This is a genomic window from Streptomyces sp. RG80 (assembly GCF_040446465.1).
Classification (GTDB): Bacteria; Actinomycetota; Actinomycetes; order Streptomycetales; family Streptomycetaceae; genus Streptomyces.
This window is the reverse complement of sequence record NZ_JBEAAJ010000011.1, coordinates 103722-121744: the sequence shown is the minus strand read 5'-3', so window position 1 is coordinate 121744 and position 18023 is coordinate 103722. Positions and strand designations below refer to the sequence as shown.

17 protein-coding genes and 1 pseudogene are annotated in these 18023 nt (G+C 69.4%); 11 read left to right on the top strand and 7 right to left on the bottom strand.

All coding sequences use genetic code 11. The features are described from left to right. Window positions 1-92 (bottom strand): annotated as a pseudogene (locus ABKA17_RS35205) (TetR/AcrR family transcriptional regulator); the annotation flags it as partial. Window positions 93-222: 130 nt separating this feature from the next. Here ABKA17_RS35205 and ABKA17_RS35200 point away from each other — a divergent pair. After that, on the top strand, window positions 223-981 hold the full coding sequence (locus tag ABKA17_RS35200; protein WP_353696410.1) for a glucose 1-dehydrogenase: 759 nt from the start codon (window positions 223-225) through the stop codon (window positions 979-981). Window positions 982-1159: 178 nt separating this feature from the next. Here the strand turns inward: ABKA17_RS35200 and ABKA17_RS35195 are convergent, their stop codons facing one another. From ABKA17_RS35195 to ABKA17_RS35185, 3 genes are read right to left on the bottom strand one after another with little or no spacing between them, the layout of a single operon-like run. Then, window positions 1160-2167 (bottom strand): LacI family DNA-binding transcriptional regulator, encoded by a 1008-nt coding sequence (locus ABKA17_RS35195; protein ID WP_353696409.1) that lies wholly within the window; start codon window positions 2165-2167, stop codon window positions 1160-1162. Window positions 2168-2169: 2 nt separating this feature from the next. Next, window positions 2170-3207 carry a LacI family DNA-binding transcriptional regulator gene (locus ABKA17_RS35190; protein WP_353696408.1) on the bottom strand — a complete coding sequence of 346 codons (1038 nt, stop codon included), beginning with the start codon at window positions 3205-3207 and terminating at the stop codon, window positions 2170-2172. Between the two features lie 9 nt (window positions 3208-3216). Beyond that, window positions 3217-4209 carry a glycoside hydrolase family 43 protein gene (locus tag ABKA17_RS35185; protein ID WP_353696407.1) on the bottom strand — a complete coding sequence of 331 codons (993 nt, stop codon included), beginning with the start codon at window positions 4207-4209 and terminating at the stop codon, window positions 3217-3219. A gap of 788 nt (window positions 4210-4997) precedes the next feature. Between ABKA17_RS35185 and ABKA17_RS35180 the strand changes: the two genes are divergently transcribed. The 7 genes from ABKA17_RS35180 to ABKA17_RS35150 all read left to right on the top strand — a co-directional run bounded on the left by ABKA17_RS35180 (window position 4998) and on the right by ABKA17_RS35150 (window position 12401). Continuing rightward, complete coding sequence (locus ABKA17_RS35180) at window positions 4998-6335, top strand: extracellular solute-binding protein (protein WP_353696406.1); 1338 nt, start codon at window positions 4998-5000, stop codon at window positions 6333-6335. Further along, window positions 6332-7366, top strand: a complete 1035-nt coding sequence (locus tag ABKA17_RS35175) for a carbohydrate ABC transporter permease (protein ID WP_353696405.1) — start codon at window positions 6332-6334, stop codon at window positions 7364-7366. The genes ABKA17_RS35180 and ABKA17_RS35175 overlap by 4 nt, the downstream gene beginning before the upstream one ends. Continuing rightward, window positions 7366-8187, top strand: a complete 822-nt coding sequence (locus ABKA17_RS35170) for a carbohydrate ABC transporter permease (RefSeq protein ID WP_353696404.1) — start codon at window positions 7366-7368, stop codon at window positions 8185-8187. Before ABKA17_RS35175 ends, ABKA17_RS35170 begins: the two co-directional genes overlap by 1 nt. A 53-nt stretch (window positions 8188-8240) precedes the next feature. Further along, entirely contained in the window at window positions 8241-9764 is a 1524-nt protein-coding gene (arfA, locus tag ABKA17_RS35165; RefSeq protein ID WP_353696403.1) for an arabinosylfuranosidase ArfA, read from the top strand. Window positions 9765-9811: 47 nt separating this feature from the next. Beyond that, on the top strand, window positions 9812-10765 hold the full coding sequence (locus ABKA17_RS35160; protein WP_353696402.1) for a glycoside hydrolase family protein: 954 nt from the start codon (window positions 9812-9814) through the stop codon (window positions 10763-10765). A gap of 61 nt (window positions 10766-10826) precedes the next feature. Next, window positions 10827-11057 carry a hypothetical protein gene (locus ABKA17_RS35155; RefSeq protein ID WP_353696401.1) on the top strand — a complete coding sequence of 77 codons (231 nt, stop codon included), beginning with the start codon at window positions 10827-10829 and terminating at the stop codon, window positions 11055-11057. A gap of 57 nt (window positions 11058-11114) precedes the next feature. Continuing rightward, a complete protein-coding gene (locus ABKA17_RS35150; RefSeq protein ID WP_353696400.1) occupies window positions 11115-12401 on the top strand; it encodes a glycoside hydrolase family 27 protein in 1287 nt (428 codons plus the stop codon). Window positions 12402-12403: 2 nt separating this feature from the next. Here ABKA17_RS35150 and ABKA17_RS35145 read toward each other — a convergent pair whose 3' ends face one another. Together ABKA17_RS35145 and ABKA17_RS35140 are read right to left on the bottom strand one after the other, a co-directional pair. Beyond that, entirely contained in the window at window positions 12404-12778 is a 375-nt protein-coding gene (locus tag ABKA17_RS35145; RefSeq protein WP_353696399.1) for a hypothetical protein, read from the bottom strand. Window positions 12779-12902: 124 nt separating this feature from the next. Continuing rightward, window positions 12903-13784, bottom strand: coding sequence for a LysR substrate-binding domain-containing protein (locus tag ABKA17_RS35140; RefSeq protein ID WP_353696398.1), 882 nt, complete (start codon window positions 13782-13784; stop codon window positions 12903-12905). A 71-nt stretch (window positions 13785-13855) separates the two neighbouring features. On the opposite strand from ABKA17_RS35140, the gene ABKA17_RS35135 reads away from it, so the two are divergent. From ABKA17_RS35135 to ABKA17_RS35125, 3 genes are read left to right on the top strand one after another with little or no spacing between them, the layout of a single operon-like run. Then, window positions 13856-15061, top strand: coding sequence for a thiolase family protein (locus ABKA17_RS35135; protein ID WP_353696397.1), 1206 nt, complete (start codon window positions 13856-13858; stop codon window positions 15059-15061). Further along, window positions 15058-15753, top strand: a complete 696-nt coding sequence (locus ABKA17_RS35130; protein ID WP_353696396.1) for a 3-oxoacid CoA-transferase subunit A — start codon at window positions 15058-15060, stop codon at window positions 15751-15753. The genes ABKA17_RS35135 and ABKA17_RS35130 overlap by 4 nt, the downstream gene beginning before the upstream one ends. Next, a complete protein-coding gene (locus ABKA17_RS35125) occupies window positions 15750-16397 on the top strand; it encodes a 3-oxoacid CoA-transferase subunit B (protein ID WP_353696395.1) in 648 nt (215 codons plus the stop codon). The genes ABKA17_RS35130 and ABKA17_RS35125 overlap by 4 nt, the downstream gene beginning before the upstream one ends. 104 nt (window positions 16398-16501) lie before the next feature. On the opposite strand, the gene ABKA17_RS35120 is transcribed toward ABKA17_RS35125, so the two are convergent. Next, complete coding sequence (locus tag ABKA17_RS35120) at window positions 16502-18001, bottom strand: MFS transporter (protein ID WP_353696394.1); 1500 nt, start codon at window positions 17999-18001, stop codon at window positions 16502-16504. Between the last annotated feature and the right edge of the window lie 22 nt (window positions 18002-18023).

The following is an 18023-nucleotide window of genomic DNA, read 5'->3' as shown; positions in this document are numbered from 1 at the left end:
ATCTCGTCGAGCATCGCTGCCGCGGTGTCGAGGATCGCCCGCCGCCGGATCTCGCGCTGCTCCTCGCTGCGCGCTCGCTGGAAGGTCGTCATCCCCCCATGTTACAGACTGCCGGTCTTTTGACATCAGACCGCCGGTCTCTTAATCTGACACAAGAGACCGGCGGTCTTTTGAAGTGGGATCGTCGGCTGTGCTTACTCGCATGTGAAAGAGGTCCACGTCATGAGCGTTTCCAGCGTCGCCCTGGTCACCGGAGCCACCACCGGCATCGGCAAGGAGACCAGCCTTCTTCTGGCCCGTGCGGGCCACGCCGTCGTCGTCTCCGGCCGACGCAAGGAAGCGGGCGAAGCCGTCGTCCGCGAGATCCGCGACAACGGTGGGGAAGCCGGGTTCGTCGCTGTCGATGTCGACTCAGAAGAGTCCGTCGCCGCGCTGGTCGCGACCACCGTCGAGCGCTACGGCCGACTCGATGTCGCAGTCAACAACGCCGGGATCTCCCTCGACGCCGGCCGCATGGCCGACGAGCCCACCAGCCGTTTTCAGCAGATGCTCACCACGAACGTGCTCGGCGTCTTCTGGAGCATGAAGTACCAGATCCAGCAGATGCTGGCCCAGGACACGCCCGGCGGCTCCATCGTCAACCTGGCCTCGATCGCGGGCCTGGGCGGCATCCGCTACGCGGCCAACTACTCCGCCACGAAGCACGCCGTGGTCGGCCTGACCAAGTCCGCCGCGCTGGAGTACGCCACCGACGGCATACGTATCAACGCGGTCGCCCCTGCCGCGATCAAGACCGACATCCTCAACGCCGCCATCGAGGCCGGCACATGGGACGAGGCCGGCATCGCCGCTCTCCAGCCGGTGAACCGGATGGGGCGCCCCACCGAAGTCGCTGAGGCCATCACCTGGCTCGCCTCGCCGGCCTCGTCCTTCGTGACCGGAACCATCCTGAACGTCGACGGCGGCTACAAGGCGCAGTAAGGGTCTGGCGATGGCGCAGACCTCAATGTCGTCCCGGTGACGCGCTGATTCTGGGACTGCCACCGGGTCCGTACCCCATGGTCGGCCTGTGCCTCCGGGGCGCGTTGCGACTTCACGGAGTTGCTCCCGACCTGACCATGGCGGACTCGGGTGCGCACCCCACCCTCGCCCCCGTACCTCAAGGCGCGGAGGAGCCCCGCACACGCAAGGTGAATCCGGCGCTCTCGGTGCGACCGGGAAGGTCGTGGAAGTCCGGCAGATCCATGCGTGAGCGCAGGAGCTCCACCGCCTTGCGGGCGATCGACTCACGTCGTGGGTCGACGGTGGTCAGCGGTGGTGAGGTGAAGCGGGCTGCCTCGATGTCGCCGAAGCCGGTCAGCGCGACCTCGTCAGGTACGGCCACGCCGCTGCGTTCGAGCACCGACAGGGCGCCGATGGCGACGACGTCGTTGTGGCAGAACAGGGCGTCGAAGCGGACGCGGGTGCGCAACAGCCGGGTCACCGCACCGGCCCCGGATGACCACAGGTCGGGATCGGCCACACCGATCACCAGGGAGTCGTCGTAGGCCACCCCCGATTCCGCGAGGGCTCTGCGGTAGCCGTCCAGGCGCCGGGATCCGGCTTGTGGCTCTCCTTGTTGACCGATGGCGGCGATGCGGCGGCGGCCCTGGGCCAGCAGGTGGGCGACGGCCGCGTGCGCGCCCTGTTCGTCGCTGATCTCGACGTGGTCCGGGATCAGCCCGGCCGCGTCGGCCTTGCGCTCACCGAGGATGACCGTGGGCTGGGTGACGGGCAGGGACAGGTACTCCTCGGGAGTGAGGGCGTGCGGCAGGTAGATGATCCCGTCCACGAGTTCCTGGTACGACGTGGACAGGGCGGTCCGCTCCCGTTCGGCGCTCCCACGGGTGGTCTCGACCACCACTTTCAGGCCGCCGGTCTCCGAGGCCCTGATGACCTGTTCGGCCAGCTCCGCGTTGGACGGCTGCTGGACATTCGGGAGGACCAGCCCGATGGTGCCGGTGCGCCGCGAGCGCAGACCGCGGGCGAAGGGGTTGATCCGGTAACCCAGTTCTTCGACCGCCGCGCGGACGCGGTTCTCCGTCTCGGGGCTGAAGGAACCGGTGCCGTTGATGACGTTGGAGACCGTCTTGGCGGACACGCCCGCCTTCTCGGCCACGGTGCTCATCGTCACGCTCCGCCCCATGCGGCCATCCCTCCCAGAGTCGATTCACGGACCATGAGCTCGAAGTCGGCGACGACAAGCCGCTCCGCCGGCTGGGCGGCGGCACCGTTCATACGGTCGTTGAGCAGGGCCAGCGCCTCCCTCGCGATCTGCGCCGTACCGGGGGCGACGGAGGTGAGTGACGGATAGGAGTAGCCGGCCTCGTCCGTGTCGTCGAATCCGGCGACGGCCACCTCCGCGGGGATGCGCAGCCCCGCTTCCTGTACGGCGTGCAGGGCGCCCAGCGCCAGCGCGTCGGCGAAGCCGACCACGGCGTCGAACGAGGTGCCTTGTTCGATCAGCCGTCGGACGCCCGCGGCGCCCAACTGGCGGCTCCACTGGGGGTGTACGTCGACGACCAGTTCGGGAAGGTAGGGCAGACCGGCGTCGCGCAGGCCGTCGCGGTAGCCCTCCAGGCGCAGATGGGCCGCCGACCGCTCGGGCAGGTCACTGTGGTCGGCGCCCAGGGCCGCGATCCGGGTGTACCCCAGGGACGCCATGTGCCCGACGAGGGCACGCACACCCTCCCGGTTGGCCATGGCGACCCGGTCGACGGGCGCGTCGTAGGCACGTTCGGACATGAACACCGTCGGCACGATCCCGGCGACGGTCCGGGCCTGCGCGTCCGACAGCCCCACCGGGTACATCAGCAACCCGCCCAGGTGCGGACCGTGTTCACGCACCAGCGCCATCTCGGCTTCGGCATCTCCGTCGGTGAGCTCGATCAGCACGGTGAACCCGTGTCGTTCGGCCTCCCGCATGATCGCTTCGGCGAGCGAGGAGAAGTACGGCTGGGACAGTTGCGGAAGGACGAGAACGACGACGTCGATCCGGCCGGTACGCAGGTTGCGGGCGACCGAGTTGGGCCGGAAACCCAGCTCTGCTATCGCGGCGTCGACCTTCTGCCGGGTCTGCTCGCTGACGCTCGGCTCGCCGTTGACCACCCGGGAGACCGTTTTCAGTGAGACCCCGGCCCGCTGGGCCACGTCGTTCATCGTGGACATGGCTGAACTCTAGGCTTCGGCGAGGATCAAGGTGTGCAGCGCGGCGCATTCCGCCTCGGTGAGCGGCAGCACCGACCCGTGGCGGAGTCCTGGTGGCAGCGCGCAGCTGCCGGGGTCGGCCGCGGGACGCCACGTCGGGCTGTCGAGGCGGTCGGCGCGGAAGGGCACGTATCCGCGGCCGCCGAATTCGTCGAGCAGCAGCAACCAGCCCGGTCCGTCCGGCGCGGGGAGCACGATCGGGCCTTCGGCCTGCGCCAGTCCCGCAGCCCCGTCGACGGCGCGGCCCACGCCGTGCGTCACCGGTTCGTACTCGTGCGAGGTCAGGTCCCGGGAGCGTTCCACGAAGACGAACTTCGCGTCGGGGGCGTCCGGACCGGGCAGGCGCTCGTCCTTGGTGAACCGGTAGAACCACCCGTCGTCCTCGACGACGGTGGAGTCGATGACGGGGTATCCCGTGTCCAGCCACACGCATGGCTCGCCGAAGGTGCGGAAGTCCTTGGTGGTCGCGCAGAACATGCGCTGGTACGAGGGCCTGTGGTGCCCGGGGTCGTCCGCCGCGTAGAGGGTGGAGGCCCAGAACACCAGGTACGCGTCCCGGCCGGGGTCGTAGACGGCTTCTGGCGCCCAGACGCAGCCCGCCGACTCCGGCATGACCTCCACCCGCCGTGGGCCCTCCCAGCTGCGCAGGTCTGCCGAGTCCCACACGAGCAGACTGCGGCTGCCGTGCGTGATGGCCTCGTCCCAACCGGCACCGCCGTGGATGCGCAGGTCGGTGGCGAGCAGATGGAAGCCGTTGCCGTCCGCGGCGCGGATCAGGAAGGGATCCCGCGCGCCTCCGTCGACCGGGGCCAGCGGCGGTATGGCGGTGACCTGGGTCCAGCGGGCCATGCCGGGCTCGTCGCAGAGCGCGAAGCGGACCTGTTCGCCGTCGGCGTGGTCCTCGCCTGTGAAGTAGGCGAAGAGGTGGCCGGCGGGCCGTGTGTATGGGGTGCTCAGCGGCACGGGGTCTCCTCGTGTGCGGGGGCCACCGGCCCGGGCGGTGTGAGCATCGCACCGAGGTTCATCGTTGTCAAAGGTTCCCGACAGCCCGCCTGTGGATGCTTTCGCGGTGAGACAGGTCGGACTGTGGAGGTCGTTGCCGGAGATGCCCTTCTGAACTGTACGAATCACGTGTTCAGGAGGTCGTGTCCGCTGATCGACTGCGGGGTGGTTCGGAAAAAGCCCGAACTCAAGGGCTTGACGACGATGAACTAGGCGGACATTCTGATCCCGCCTCCCAGCCGTAACACCCGGTTTACCGGATTCGGCGTATTCCTCCGCTCGAAGCCGGCCGCCGCCGGCAGAAGAAGGTCGGCATGGCTTCCCTGTATCCCCGCACCGGCCCCCCTGCACCAAGATCCCTCTGGGACGCCAGGACGTGCTCCCCTCAGCCAACCGCCACCGCTGGACGCCGGTAGGCCGTATCCCTCGATGAGTCCGGAACCCGCACGGACCACGAGGGTGCGGGGCCCACGCTGACGTCGTCACACAAGCCGACGAGGCCTGGGTCCCGGAGTTCCACGCGCCGCCTCAACCCTGACACGCGCGCTGCGTCCCTGCTCCGACACCGACGGCTCATCGGCCTCCTGGTGGCGCCCGACCGGCGCACCCCATGCCGGTGACCCTCGCATACACCTGCCGATTCACCCGCGGCGCTCGCTCACTCCCGCTCCTCCCTGAGTCCCGCCTTGCCGCTACTCCCCGTGGCAGTTCCCCAATTCCCGTACACCCCGCCCGAAAGGCTGTCCGGCATGTCCCTCCCGACCTCAGCGTCCCTCGACAGACGCCGATTCCTCTCCCTCTCCGGTGCCGCACTCGGAGCGGCCGCGCTGTCCGGCTGTGCCGCCTCCGTCGACGACGGCAGCGCTTCGGGCGGAGGCAAGAAGACGCTCACCGTCATGTGCGAGAAGGAGGACTTCGACATCAAGGCCGCCCAGAAGGCACTGGGCGTGAACATCAGGCTCCTCAAGAGCGACCCCACGAAGCTCAACGCCATGCTGGCCAGCAAGACCCCGCCGGACGTGGTGCGCGGGCTCGGTGCCACGGACGCCCCGTACTTCGCGGCGCGGAAGCTGATGACTGACCTCGACCCGTACTTCGCCAAGAGCGAGGCGCTCAAGCCCTCCGACCTCGACCCCGTCAACGACCTCTGGCGTTACGACGGCGGCAAGCAGGGCGCGGGCCCCCGTTACGGCATGGCCAAGGACTTCTCGCAGGACCAGATGTTCTGGTACCGCACCGACCTGTTCGAGGCCGCCAAGCTGGACCTGCCCAGTGAGACCGAGCCGCTCTCCCGCGACGAGTGGCTCGACCTCGGCAAGCGCCTGGTCAAGCGCCGGCTGGGCAAGGTGAAGGTCTACGGCATGAACGCCACGGGACTCGGCTACTTCACCCAGATCATGGGCGCGACCGCGTCGGCCGGCGGCAGCCTGTTCGCCGAGGACCTGGCCACCGTGGACTTCTCGTCCCCCGAAGCGCTCAAGGCGCTCAAGTGGTACCTGGACTACACGAAGGCCGACATCGGCCCGAGCGTCACCAACCCCAACCCGGACGGCTGGGACTGGCCCACCTACCAGGCCGGCCGGATGGCGATGGCCACCGACGGCTACTGGTTCGGCGGGGCGATCGCCGGCGATCCCAAGGTCGCCGAGGTCTCGCGCCTCGCACCAGCGCCCCAGTTCGGCGGCAACCGCGTCAGCCCCTGCTTCGGTGCCACCGGCTTCTGGATGCCCAGGGACGCCCAGAACAAGGACGAGGCCTGGAAGTTCTTCGAGTGGTTCTTCGGCGGGGAGCCCGCCCAGGGCCGGGCCGCCGCGGGTTGGGGCATCCCCACCCTGAAGTCGCTGCGCTCGAAGATGCCGCAGGAGCAGCCGTACCAGAAGCAGGCCTTCAAGGTGCAGGAGCAGGAGCTCACCCACTTCTCGGTCCTGCCCTTCACCCCGTACGCCCAGATAGCGGCCCTGGACGGAGTGATCAGCAAGGTGCTGCCGGGCGCGGTCAGGTCCGGCACCTCCGCGGGCAAGGTGGCGGACGAGCTGAACAAGCAGATGAACGACCTGCTCTCCCAGGGCAAGGAGACGCTGGGGTGAGCACCGAACAGCTCACCGGAACCACTGCCGGGCCGGGCTCGCAGAGCCCGACCCCGGCCGGCACGGCGGCCTCCGGGCCGTCACGCCGACGCCGCTCGCTGACGACGCGCAGGGCCTGGGCCTTCTATGCCTTCGTCGGTCCCTGGGTGCTGGGGTTCGCGACCCTGACGGCCTTTCCGCTCGCGTACGCGCTGTGGCTGAGCTTCACCAACTCCGACGGACTCTCCCCGACCACCCGCTTCGTGGGCCTGGACAACTACAAGGACGTCTTCTCCGACGCGGAGACGCTGAACTCCCTGGCGCGCACAGGAGTGTTCACCGTGCTGACCGTGCCGCTCACGATCGTGGCGGGGCTGTTCCTGGCCGTGCTGGTGAACCAGCCGATACGGGGCCGCGGCGTGTTCCGCACGCTGCTCTACCTGCCCGCCGTGGTGCCGCCGGTCGGCGCCGCCCTCACCTTCAGGATGATCTTCGACCGTGACTCGGGGGCGGCCAACGGCCTTCTGGACCTCTTCGACGTCAACGGGCTCGCATGGCTGGCGGATCCCTACGCCCGCTGGGTGCTGATCATCCTGACCCTGTGGGGCGTGGGCAACGTCATGATCATCTCGCTGGCGGGACTACAGGACATTCCCAAGGAGATGCACGAGGCGGCCCGGATGGACGGCGCCAGTCCCTGGCAGTCCTTCACCCGGATCACCCTGCCGCTGCTCTCGCCCGTCATCTTCTTCCAGGTCGTCACCGGGATCATCGCCGCGCTCCAGACCTTCGCACCGCTGCTCATCTCGCTCGACCCCAGCCCGAAGGGCCTCGCGGCCGTCCCGGAGAGCAACTCCCTCTTCATGATCCACGTGCTCAACCAATACCTCGTCGACGGCCGTTACGGGTACGCCTCCGCCCTGCTGTGGGTGCTCTTCCTGATCATCGTCGCGGTCACGCTCGTCGTCTTCAAACTCAGCAAGGGCGCGGTCTTCTACTCCGTGGAGCCGGAGCGAGCCAAGACCAAGACCCGCACGATCGGAGGCGCGTGATGGTGCTCTCCCGGCGCAGTGTCGTCTACATGCTCCTGGTGAGCATCCTCGTCCTCATGCTCAGCCCTTTCGCCTGGATCGCCATCACCGCGTTCAAGGACCCGTCGGAGCTGCGTGCCGTGCCCATCCACTGGTGGCCGCATCTCCCGCGGCCCGAGAACTTCGTGGATGCGCTGACCACGTGGGACTACCTCGGCTACGCCCGCAACTCCCTGACGATCGCCGTCATCTACTCGGTCCTCGCAACCCTCGCCTCGGCCTGGGCGGGGTACGGCTTCGCCCGCCTCGACGCACCGGGCAAGCGGGTCATCTTCGGCGTGCTCCTGTCGACGATGATGCTGCCGCAGGTCATGACCCTCATCCCGACCTACCTCCTGTTCGGCAAGATCGGCCTGCTCAACACCTACATGCCGTGGGTGCTGTGGGGTCTGGCCGGCGCACCGTATCTGATCTTCCTCTTCCGGCAGTTCTTCACCAACATGCCCAAGGAACTGGAGGAGGCCGCGATCGTCGACGGCTGCGGGCAGATCCGCATCTTCTGGCGGATCTTCCTACCGCAGTCGTGGCCGGTCATCGCCACCAGCCTGATCCTGTCCTTCTCCTGGACATGGGGCGACTGGATCGCGCCCGCCCTGCTGCTGGACACCGGCCGCACGACCCTCGCGGTACAGCTCACCGTCGGCTACCAGAACGCGCACGGGGGCCAGCTCAACAACCTCGTCGCGGCAGGCACCTTGATATACGTCGTGCCGGTACTGGTGCTCTTCCTGATCCTCCAGCGCGGCTTCGTCGCGGGCATCTCCACCTCCGGACTCAAGTAACGCCGTTCCACGAGTGACCAGTTCGAACCCACGGTCAAGAAAGCAGAGCACTCATGTCCCACCGCACCACCCCCGCACGCTTCACCCTCGATTCGGCGTTCGGCATCGGTGTCGTCAACCCCCGGCTGTACGGATCGTTCGTCGAGCACCTGGGCCGCTGCGTCTACACCGGCATCTACGAGCCCGGCCACCCCACCGCCGACGCCGACGGTCTGCGCCAGGACGTCCTGGAACTGGTCCGGGAACTCGGCGTCACCACCGTCCGCTACCCCGGCGGCAACTTCGTCTCGGGGTACCGCTGGGAGGACAGCGTGGGCCCGCGCGAGGAGCGGCCGGCCCGGCTGGACCTGGCATGGAAGTCCACCGAGACAAACGAGTTCGGCCTCGGCGAGTTCATGGAGTTCTGCGGCAGGACCGGCATGGAGCCGATGATGGCCGTCAACCTCGGCACACGAGGTGTGGAGGACGCGGTACGGCTGCTGGAGTACGCCAACCACCCCGGCGGCACCGAACTCTCCGACCGGCGTATCGCCCACGGCGGCAAGGAGCCGTACGGCATCCGGATGTGGTGCCTGGGCAACGAGATGGACGGCCCCTGGCAGACCGGGCACAAGACCCCCGAGGAGTACGGCCGCCTCGCCGCCGAGACCGCCCGGGCCATGCGGCAGGTCGATCCCGGTCTGGAGCTGGTCGCCTGCGGCAGCTCCAGCTCCGCCATGCCGACCTTCGCCTCCTGGGAGTCGACCGTCCTCCAGGAGACGTACGACCTCGTGGACCATGTCTCCCTGCACGCCTACTACGAGGAGATCGACGGTGACCGCGACTCCTTCCTGGCGTCCGCCGTGGACATGGAGCACTTCATCGAGTCGGTGATCGCCACCTGCGACCACGTCCGTGCCCGCCTCAAGGCGGACAAGCGCATCAACCTCTCCTTCGACGAGTGGAACGTCTGGTACCAGCAGCGGCCCAACCCGCACCACGTAGAGGAGTGGCAGCAGGCGCCGCGCCTGCTGGAGGACGTCTACACCGTCACCGACGCCGTGGTGTTCGGCTCGCTGCTCATCGCGCTGCTGCGGCACGCCGACCGGGTGACCGCGGCCTCCCTGGCCCAGCTCGTCAACGTCATCGCGCCGATCATGACCGAGCCGGGCGGCCAGGCCTGGCGGCAGACCACCTTCTTCCCCTTCGCCCAGGCGTCGGCGTACGGCCGCGGCCGGGTCCTCCGCGTCGACGTGGACAGCCCGACGTACCCCACCGCCCGCTTCGGTGACGTACCGCTGCTGCACGCCACCGCCGTCATCGACGACGAGACCGGCGAGGTCACCGTGTTCGCGGTCAACCGCAGTCAGACGGACGCCCTGCCGCTGGACATCGACCTGCGCGGCGTCGACGCCCACATCCTGGCGGAGCACCTGGTCCTGGCCGACAGCGACCCGGAGGCCACCAACACCGCGGACCGGCCCGACCGTGTCGTCCCGCACCCCGCCACCGGCACCACCGTCACCGACGGCGCCTTGCACGCCGTACTCGAACCGCTCTCCTGGAACATGATCCGGCTGACGGCGAAGCAGGACTGACCCCTGCGACCCATCGACACCCTCACACTCACACCAGGGAAGAACCGATGACAACCGTTGCTCGCCCCCTGTTCCGAGACCCCATGCACGACGGCGCGACCGACCCCACCGTCATCTGGAACCGGCAGGCCGGCGAGTGGTGGATGTTCTACACGAGCCGACGCGCCGACGCACCGCCGATCGACGACGTGAGCTGGATCCACGGGACCGACATCGGGATCGCGTCCTCCGCGGACGGCGGGGCCACCTGGTTGTACCGGGGAATCGCCGAAGGACTCGACACCGAGCCCGGGCGACACACCTACTGGGCCCCCGAGATCGTCGACGACGGAACCCAGTACCACATGTATGTCAGTGTGATCCGGGGTGTTCCGACCCAGTGGCCGGGCCACGCACGTGTGATCCGCCACTACACGAGCCACGACCTCTTCTCGTGGACCTACCGTTCCACTCTGTCGCTCTCGTCGGACAGAGTGATCGACGCCTGCGTCCTGCGGCTCCCCACAGGTGGCTACCGCATGTGGTACAAGGACGAGGCCGATCACGGGCACACCTACGCGGCCGACAGCGACGACCTGGCCCGGTGGACCGTACGGGGACCCGCCGTCGAGATCTCGGAGCACGAAGGACCGAACGTCTTCGAACTGGACGGCGGTTACTGGATGCTCATCGACGAATGGCACGGCCAGCGCGTTCTGCACTCGACGGACCTCGAGACATGGGAACCGCGAGGACTCGTCCTCGACTGTCCCGGGCAGGGCCCGGACGACGGGGGGTACGGCTACCACGCCGATGTCGTCACCAGCGAACTCGGCGCGTACGTCTTCTACTTCTCCCACCCCGCGCGACCCGACGACCGCCCCGGTCCCCACACCAGCCATGAGGACCGCCGGAGTTCGGTCCATGTCGCACGCCTGCGGGTGAGCGGAGACACCCTCGTGTGCGACCGCGACGAAACTCTTGAGGCCCCCATCCTTCCTCCCGGAGGGCCTGGCCTTTGATACGGGGCCCCGCCGCTCGCCTCGGCTGTCGGACCCCGACGGCACAGTCAACGGGCTTCAGGTGGTCCAGCTCTCGGACCTCGACGCGGGGCCGACCCGCGTGCTGGTCGACGGAGTGACACTCGGTACGATCACGCCCTCGCCGGATCGCGAAGGTGAGGAGATCTGCCAGGTGTTTCCCCTGGACCCGGACCGGCCCGCCGGACCCGTCGAGGTCCGATTCGAAGCGGCCGGATCCGCAACTGCCGTCCGGCTGCGCGAAGTGCGCCTGATGCGGCCATCCGCGACCTAGGGAATCCCGGCGACACCCGTCCAACGTCCCGCACACCCGTACAGGAAAGGATCAGCCATGACCCGATCCGCCCGCCCGATCCCCGAACGACACCTGCGTCCGCCGATGGGCTGGAACAGCTGGGACTGCTACGGCACCACCGTCACCGAGGACGAGGTCCTCGCGAACGCGGCCTTCATGCACGACCACCTGCTGGCCCACGGCTGGGACACGGTCGTCGTGGACATCCAGTGGTACGACCCCACCGCCCGCTCGCACGGCTACAACGAGGACCCGCCAGTGGTCCTCGACGGCCATGGCCGCCAGCTGCCTGCGCCGAACCGGTTCCCCTCCGCGGCGGACGGCGCGGGTTTCAAGCCGCTCGCCGACCGTGTGCACCGGATGGGCCTGCGGTTCGGCCTGCACATCATGCGTGGCATCCCGCGCCGTGCCGTCGCCAACCGACTGCCGGTCGCCGGTACCGAGTTCACCGCCGACGAGATCGCCGACACCACCTCCGTCTGCCCCTGGAACCCCGACAACTACGGCTTGAACCACGAGCACCCCGGCGCGCAGGCGTACTACGACTCCCAGGTCGCCCAATTCGCCGAGTGGGGCGTCGACTTCATCAAGGCCGACGACATGCTCTTCCCGTACCACGACCGGGAGATCAGCGCCTACGCCCTGGCGATCACCCGCAGCGGTCGGCCCATCGAACTGAGCCTCTCCCCGGGCACCGACGTCTCCCTCGCGCACCTCGACCACCTGCGGGAGAACGCCACCATGTGGCGCGTGTGCGACGACCTGTGGGACCGGTGGGAGGACGTCGAGGCGCAGTTCTCGCGCATGGCCAGGTGGGCCCCGTGGCAGGGAGAGCGCGGCTGGGCGGACGCCGACATGCTGCCCCTCGGCCGCATCGGTATCCGCGCCGAGCGCGGCGAGGACCGCCAGTCCCGGCTCACCCACGCCGAGCAGATCAGCCTGCTGACCCTGTGGTTCATCTCCCGCTCCCCGCTGATGGTGGGCGGTGACCTGCCCACCAGCTCCCAGGCAACGATCGACCTGCTCACCGACGACGAGGCGCTCGAGGTCCTCTGGCACAGCAAGGACAACCGCGAGGTCCTCCGCGAGAAGGACCTGGTCCTGTGGACCGCCGGCGACACCGACGGGCACACCCGCTACGCCGCGGTGTTCTCCCTCGCCGACAACCCTCAGCGAGTCGACGTGCCCCTGGGCTCCATAGGCGCCCAGCCCGACGACCGTGTCCGGGAGCTGTGGACCCACACCGACGCCTCGCACGACGGCCGCACTCTGCGCCTCGACCTCCCCGCACACGGCGCCGCCCTGTACCGCCTCACCCCATGACGTCAGACGCCTGCCGGCGCGAGGACGATGTCGAAGCGCACCCGGCTCCAAGTGGCGTCGACGAGAGGGCCGTCGGGCGTCGCCGTGCGCACGTCGTGCAGGCCGTCCTCGTCGGCCTCCCAGACCTCGATCCGCGCGCCGGCGAGCGGCTTGCCGTCGGTCCGGGCCGAGTCGATGGTGACGTGGGTAGCCATGGCGGCCTCTTTCAGCGGATCGGTTCGCCTGACCACGCCGCCCGCAGCAGCAGGGTCAGGTTGGCGTGGGTTGACGGGAGCGGGGTTGTTGGCCGGCAGCGCCTTGATGATCGGCTCCAGTGCCTTGGCGATGCCGCCCTCGGGCATGCCGTAGTCGCGCAGGGCCCTCGGCGCGCCGAGCACCTCGCGCAGGGCTGCGATCCCGGCGCTCGCCGTGCCGGTGCCGGTGTCTCCTCGATGCCCTGATGTGGCAGATGCCGGACCAGATCCGGCGGGCCACGTCAGGGAGGGGTACGGTCCCTGTCGCTCAGATCGCCGCGCGGATGATCCCCACGGTGCGCGCCAGGTGCGGTTCGGCGCGGTCGGCTCGGTGGGCGACGGCCAGCTCCACGCGTGCGTCCGCCCCGGCCAGGGGCAGGTAGGCGACACCGTCGAGCGCCAGCGCGGTCACCGGCTCGGGTACGACGGCGACACCCAGCCCGCCTGCCACGAGCGTCACCAGGGTCGACGTCTCGCCGACCTCGTGGCGGATGTGCGGCTCCACGCCCGCGTCGCGGAGTAGGCCCAGGACGACGTCGTACATCACGGACCGGCGGTCGGCGGAGTGCACGATCAGGAATTCACCGGAGAGGTCTGCGACACGGAGCCTCTTCCGGCGCGCGAGGGGATGCTCGACCGGTACGGCGACGACGAGTCGGTCCCGGCGCAGGGTGTGCACCGTGAGGGACAGGTCGGCCGCCGGTGGCCGGAGCAGTGCGACGTCGATCGCGCCGGTGCGCAGCGCCTCGACCTGGTCGGGTGCGAGCATCTCGCCGCGGAAGGAGAAGTCGACGCCCGGAAGCTCCGCCGTGAGCCGGCGCGAGAGCGCGGGCAGGAGGCTGTACGTCGCCGAGCCCACGCACCCGATCGCGAGGTGCCCGACCGAGCCGGCGGCGACGAGCCGTGCGTGGTGGGTGGCTTCGTCGACGTCGGCGAGGATCGCGCGGGCCCGCGCCAGGTAGGCCCGGCCGGCCTCGGTCAGATCCACGCGCCGTGTGGTGCGGTGCAGCAGCTCGACGCTGAGCTCCGCCTCCAGCTGCCGGATCTGCTGGGACAGCGGCGGCTGAGCCATGTGGAGCCGTTCGGCCGCACGCCCGAAGTGCCGCTCCTCGGCGACCGCCACGAAGTACCGCAGGTGCCGCAGATCCATATGCCGTCCATATCAATCGCATCGGATATGTGTACTTCAGAATATCGCGGCCCGGGATTAGCGTCCCTGTCATGAGTGCTTTCCTGTACGCCGCGACCCGGACGCCGGTCGGCCGCTTCAACGGCGCGCTGGCCGGCGTCCGCCCCGACGACCTCGCCGCCGCCGCGATCACCTCGACGCTCGCCCGGGTGCCCCGCTTCGACCCCGCAGCCATCGACGACGTGGTGTGGGGCAACGCCAACGGCGCAGGCGAGGAGAACCGCAACGTCGGCCGCATGGCCGCACTCCTCGCCGGGCTCCCGGTGAGCGTCCCCGGCACCACGGTCAACCGGCTGTGCGGATCGAGCCTCGACGCGGCGATGACAGCCAGCCGGACGATCGAGTCCGGGGACGCCGAGGTGGTGCTCACCGGCGGCGTCGAGTCGATGACGCGTGCGCCGTGGGTACTGCCCAAGTCGGCGAAGCCCTTCCCGGTCGGCGATGTCACCGCCGTCTCCACCACCCTCGGCTGGCGGCTGGTCAACCCGCGGATGCCGAAGGAGTGGACGGTCAGCCTCGGCGAGTCCAACGAGCAGCTCCGGGACCGCTTCGGGATCTCCCGCGAGCGCCAGGACGAGTTGGCCGCCCGCTCCCACCGACTCGCCCACGCCGCCTGGGAGTCGGGCTTCTACGACGATCTGGTGGTGCCGGTCGACGGCATCGACCTCACCCGCGACGAGGGCATCCGGCCCGGATCCACCCCCGAGGTCCTGGCGGGCCTCAAGCCGGTCTTCCGTACGGCGGAGCAGGGCGGCACCATCACCGCGGGCAACGCCAGCCCGCTCAACGACGGCGCCTCCGCCGTGCTGTTGGGCAGTGAGAAGGCCGCGGCCGCGATCGGGGCCGAGCCGATCGCCCGTATCGCAGGGCGCGGGGTGATGGCGCTGGAGCCGCAGGCCTTCGGCTACGCCCCCGTCGAAGCGGCGAACCGTGCGCTGGCCCGGGCCGGGATCGGCTGGGACCAGGTCGGTGCGGTCGAACTCAACGAGGCCTTCGCCGTGCAGTCGCTCGCCTGTCTGGACGCCTGGAAGATCGACCCCGCCATCGTCAACCAGAAGGGCGGCGCCATCGCCATCGGCCACCCGCTGGGTGCCTCGGGCGGCCGAATCCTCGCCACGCTGGCCAAGGTGCTGCGCGAGACGCGGCAGCGTTACGGCGTCGCCGCGATCTGTATCGGCGTCGGCCAGGGCCTGGCCGTCGTGCTCGAGAACTGCGACGCGACGGGGGCGGTCCAGTGAGCCGCGCGGAGATCCTCGAGAGCACCGACGCGGCGGTCGCCGGGATCGAGGACGAGTCCACCATCCTCGTCGGCGGCTTCGGGCTCGCAGGGATGCCGTTCGACCTGATCGACGCGCTGATTCGGCAGGGCGCGAAGGACCTCACGATCGTGTCCAACAACGCCGGCAACGGCGACGTCGGACTGGCCGCGCTGCTGGCCGCGGGGCGGGTGCGCAAGGTGCTGTGCTCCTTCCCGCGCCAGGCGGACTCCTGGGTCTTCGACGACCTCTACCGCGCCGGGAAGATCGAGCTGGAGGTGGTGCCGCAGGGCAACCTCGCCGAGCGGATGCGCGCGGCCGGTGCCGGGATCGGCGCGTTCTACTGTCCGACCGCGGTCGGCACGCCGCTGGCCGAGGGCAAGGAAGAGCGGGAGATCGACGGCCGGAGGTACCTGCTGGAGTACCCCATCAAGGGCGACTACGCGCTGATCGGCGCCAATGTCGCGGACACCATGGGCAACCTCGTCTACCGCAAGACCGCCCGCAACTTCGGACCGGTCATGGCCACGGCCGCGACGACGACGATCGTCCAGGTCGACGAGGTCGTCGAGCCCGGCAAGCTCGACCCCGAGGCCGTTGTCACCCCGTCCATCTACGTCGACCGGGTCGTCCAGGTCGAGGCCCGTCACTACACCGTGCAGGGGGCACGATGACCGTCACGTCCACCGACCACCGTCTCTCGATGGACGAGCTGGCCGCTGTCATCGCCCGCGACATCCCGGCCGGCTCCTTCGTCAACCTCGGCATCGGGCAGCCCACCAAGATCGCCGACCATCTGCCGGCCGGCTCCGGGGTGGTGCTGCACACCGAGAACGGCATGCTCAACATGGGCCCCAAGGCCGAGGGCGACGCGATCGACCCCGACCTGACCAACGCCGGCAAGGTCCCGGTGACCGAGCTGCCGGGTGCGGCGTACTTCCACCACGCCGACTCCTTCGCCATGATGCGCGGCGGGCACCTCGACGTCTGCGTCCTCGGCGCCTACCAGGTCGCCTTCGACGGCGACCTCGCCAACTGGACCACCGGCGGGCCCGACGACATCCCCGCTGTCGGCGGCGCCATGGACCTCGCCATCGGCGCCAAGGACGTCTACGTGATGATGACGCTCTTCACCCGCTCCGGTGAGCCGAAGCTCGTGCCGCGGTGCACCTACCCGCTCACCGGAGTCGGCTGCGTCAGCCGCGTCTACACGGACCACGGCGTCTTCGACGTGGGCACCGAGGGCGTACGGATCCGCGAGACGTACGGCGTCGGCGCTGAGGAACTCGCCGAGCGACTCGGCATCACGCCGCCTTAGCGTTTCCGTACGGCCCCGTACCTGCCGACGGCCTCGGAGCCACCCCGTAGGGGGCGGTACCGAGGCCGTCGAATGATCGCCGTGACTTTCCGGCGGCTCCAGGCTCAGTGGGCCATCACGGGCTCACCCTCCGACGGCGCCAGAGCCCGGTTCGGGATCAGGAACGCCGAGAGCACCGCGCCGATCACGAAGATGCCGGCGCCCCACGCCAGGGTGGCCGTGTAGCCCTCGACCCCGGCCTGCGCCGCGGCCAGCGCGCTGGGCTTGTGCGAGGTCAGGTAGTCGGTCGTGGCCGATGAGGCGACGGTGGTCAGCAGCGCCGTGCTGATCGAGCCGCCCACCTGCTGGCTGGTGTTGATCAGTGCCGAGGCGACGCCCGTGTCCTCGTGGTGCACGCCTGAGGTCGCCCCCTGGAACGCGGTGGTCATCACCGCGCCGATGCCGAGGCCCAGCAGGATCATCCCGGGCATGATGTGGGCGACGTAGGTGCTGTCCAGGGCGAGGCGGGTCAGCAGGGCCATGCCGGAGGCGGAGACCAGGAACCCGGCGGTGATCACGATCTTCGGTCCGACCCTGGGCAGCACCAGCGACGGCACGGTGGTCGACGAGGCGACGATGCCCGCGACCATCGGCAGGAACGCCAGACCGGCCTCGATCGGCGAGTAGCCGATGCTGGCCTCCAGGTAGTAGGTCAGGAACAGGAAGATCGAGAACATCCCCATGCCCAGGACGAACACCGCGAGGAACGCACCACCGCGGGTCCGGTCCAGCACGAGTCGCAGGGGCAGCAGCGGATGCGCGACCCGGGACTCCAGCCACACGAACACCGCGAGCAGCACCACGCCGCCGGCCAGGGACCCGAGGCTGACCGGGTCGGTCCAGCTGGTGGACTCGACGTGCGCGAAACCGTAGACGATGGCGAAGAGCGCGGCGCTGACCGTGATGGTGCCCGGGATGTCGATCCGGGGCCGTTCGGTGACCGCGGGCTTGGCCAGCAGCAGGAGCGCGCCGAGGAGCGCGACGCCCGCGAAGATGACGTTCACGTACATCACCCAGCGCCACGACGTCCATTCGGTGAGCATGCCGCCGAGCAGCAGGCCGACCGCGGCCCCCGCACCGGCCAGTGCGCTGAAGATGCCGAAGGCCTTCGGTCGCTCGGACGGGTTGGTGAAGGTCACGCTGAGCAGTGAGAGGGCCGCGGGGGCCAGCAGCGCGGCGAAGAGGCCCTGTGCCACACGTGCCCCGACAAGGACTTCGAAGTTGCCGGCCGCGCCGCCGACGACGGAGGCGGCCGCGAAACCGATCAGTCCGGACACGAAGGTGGTGCGCCGGCCGAACAGGTCACCGAGTCGGCCGCCGAGCAGCAGCAGGCTGCCGAACGCCAGGGCGTAACCCGTGATGACCCACTGCCGGCTGCCGTCACTGAAACCGAGGTCGTGCTGGGCCGCGGGCAGCGCGATGTTCACGACGGTCGCATCGAGCGTGACCATGAGCTGTGCCGTGCCCAGCACGACCAGCACCCACCAGCGCATGGCGTGTGAACCGCGGCGGCCCGAGTCTTTCTTGCCGGAGGCGGGCGCCCCGCGGTCGATGGTGGTGCTCATGTTTCCCCTTGCTTACTGATCA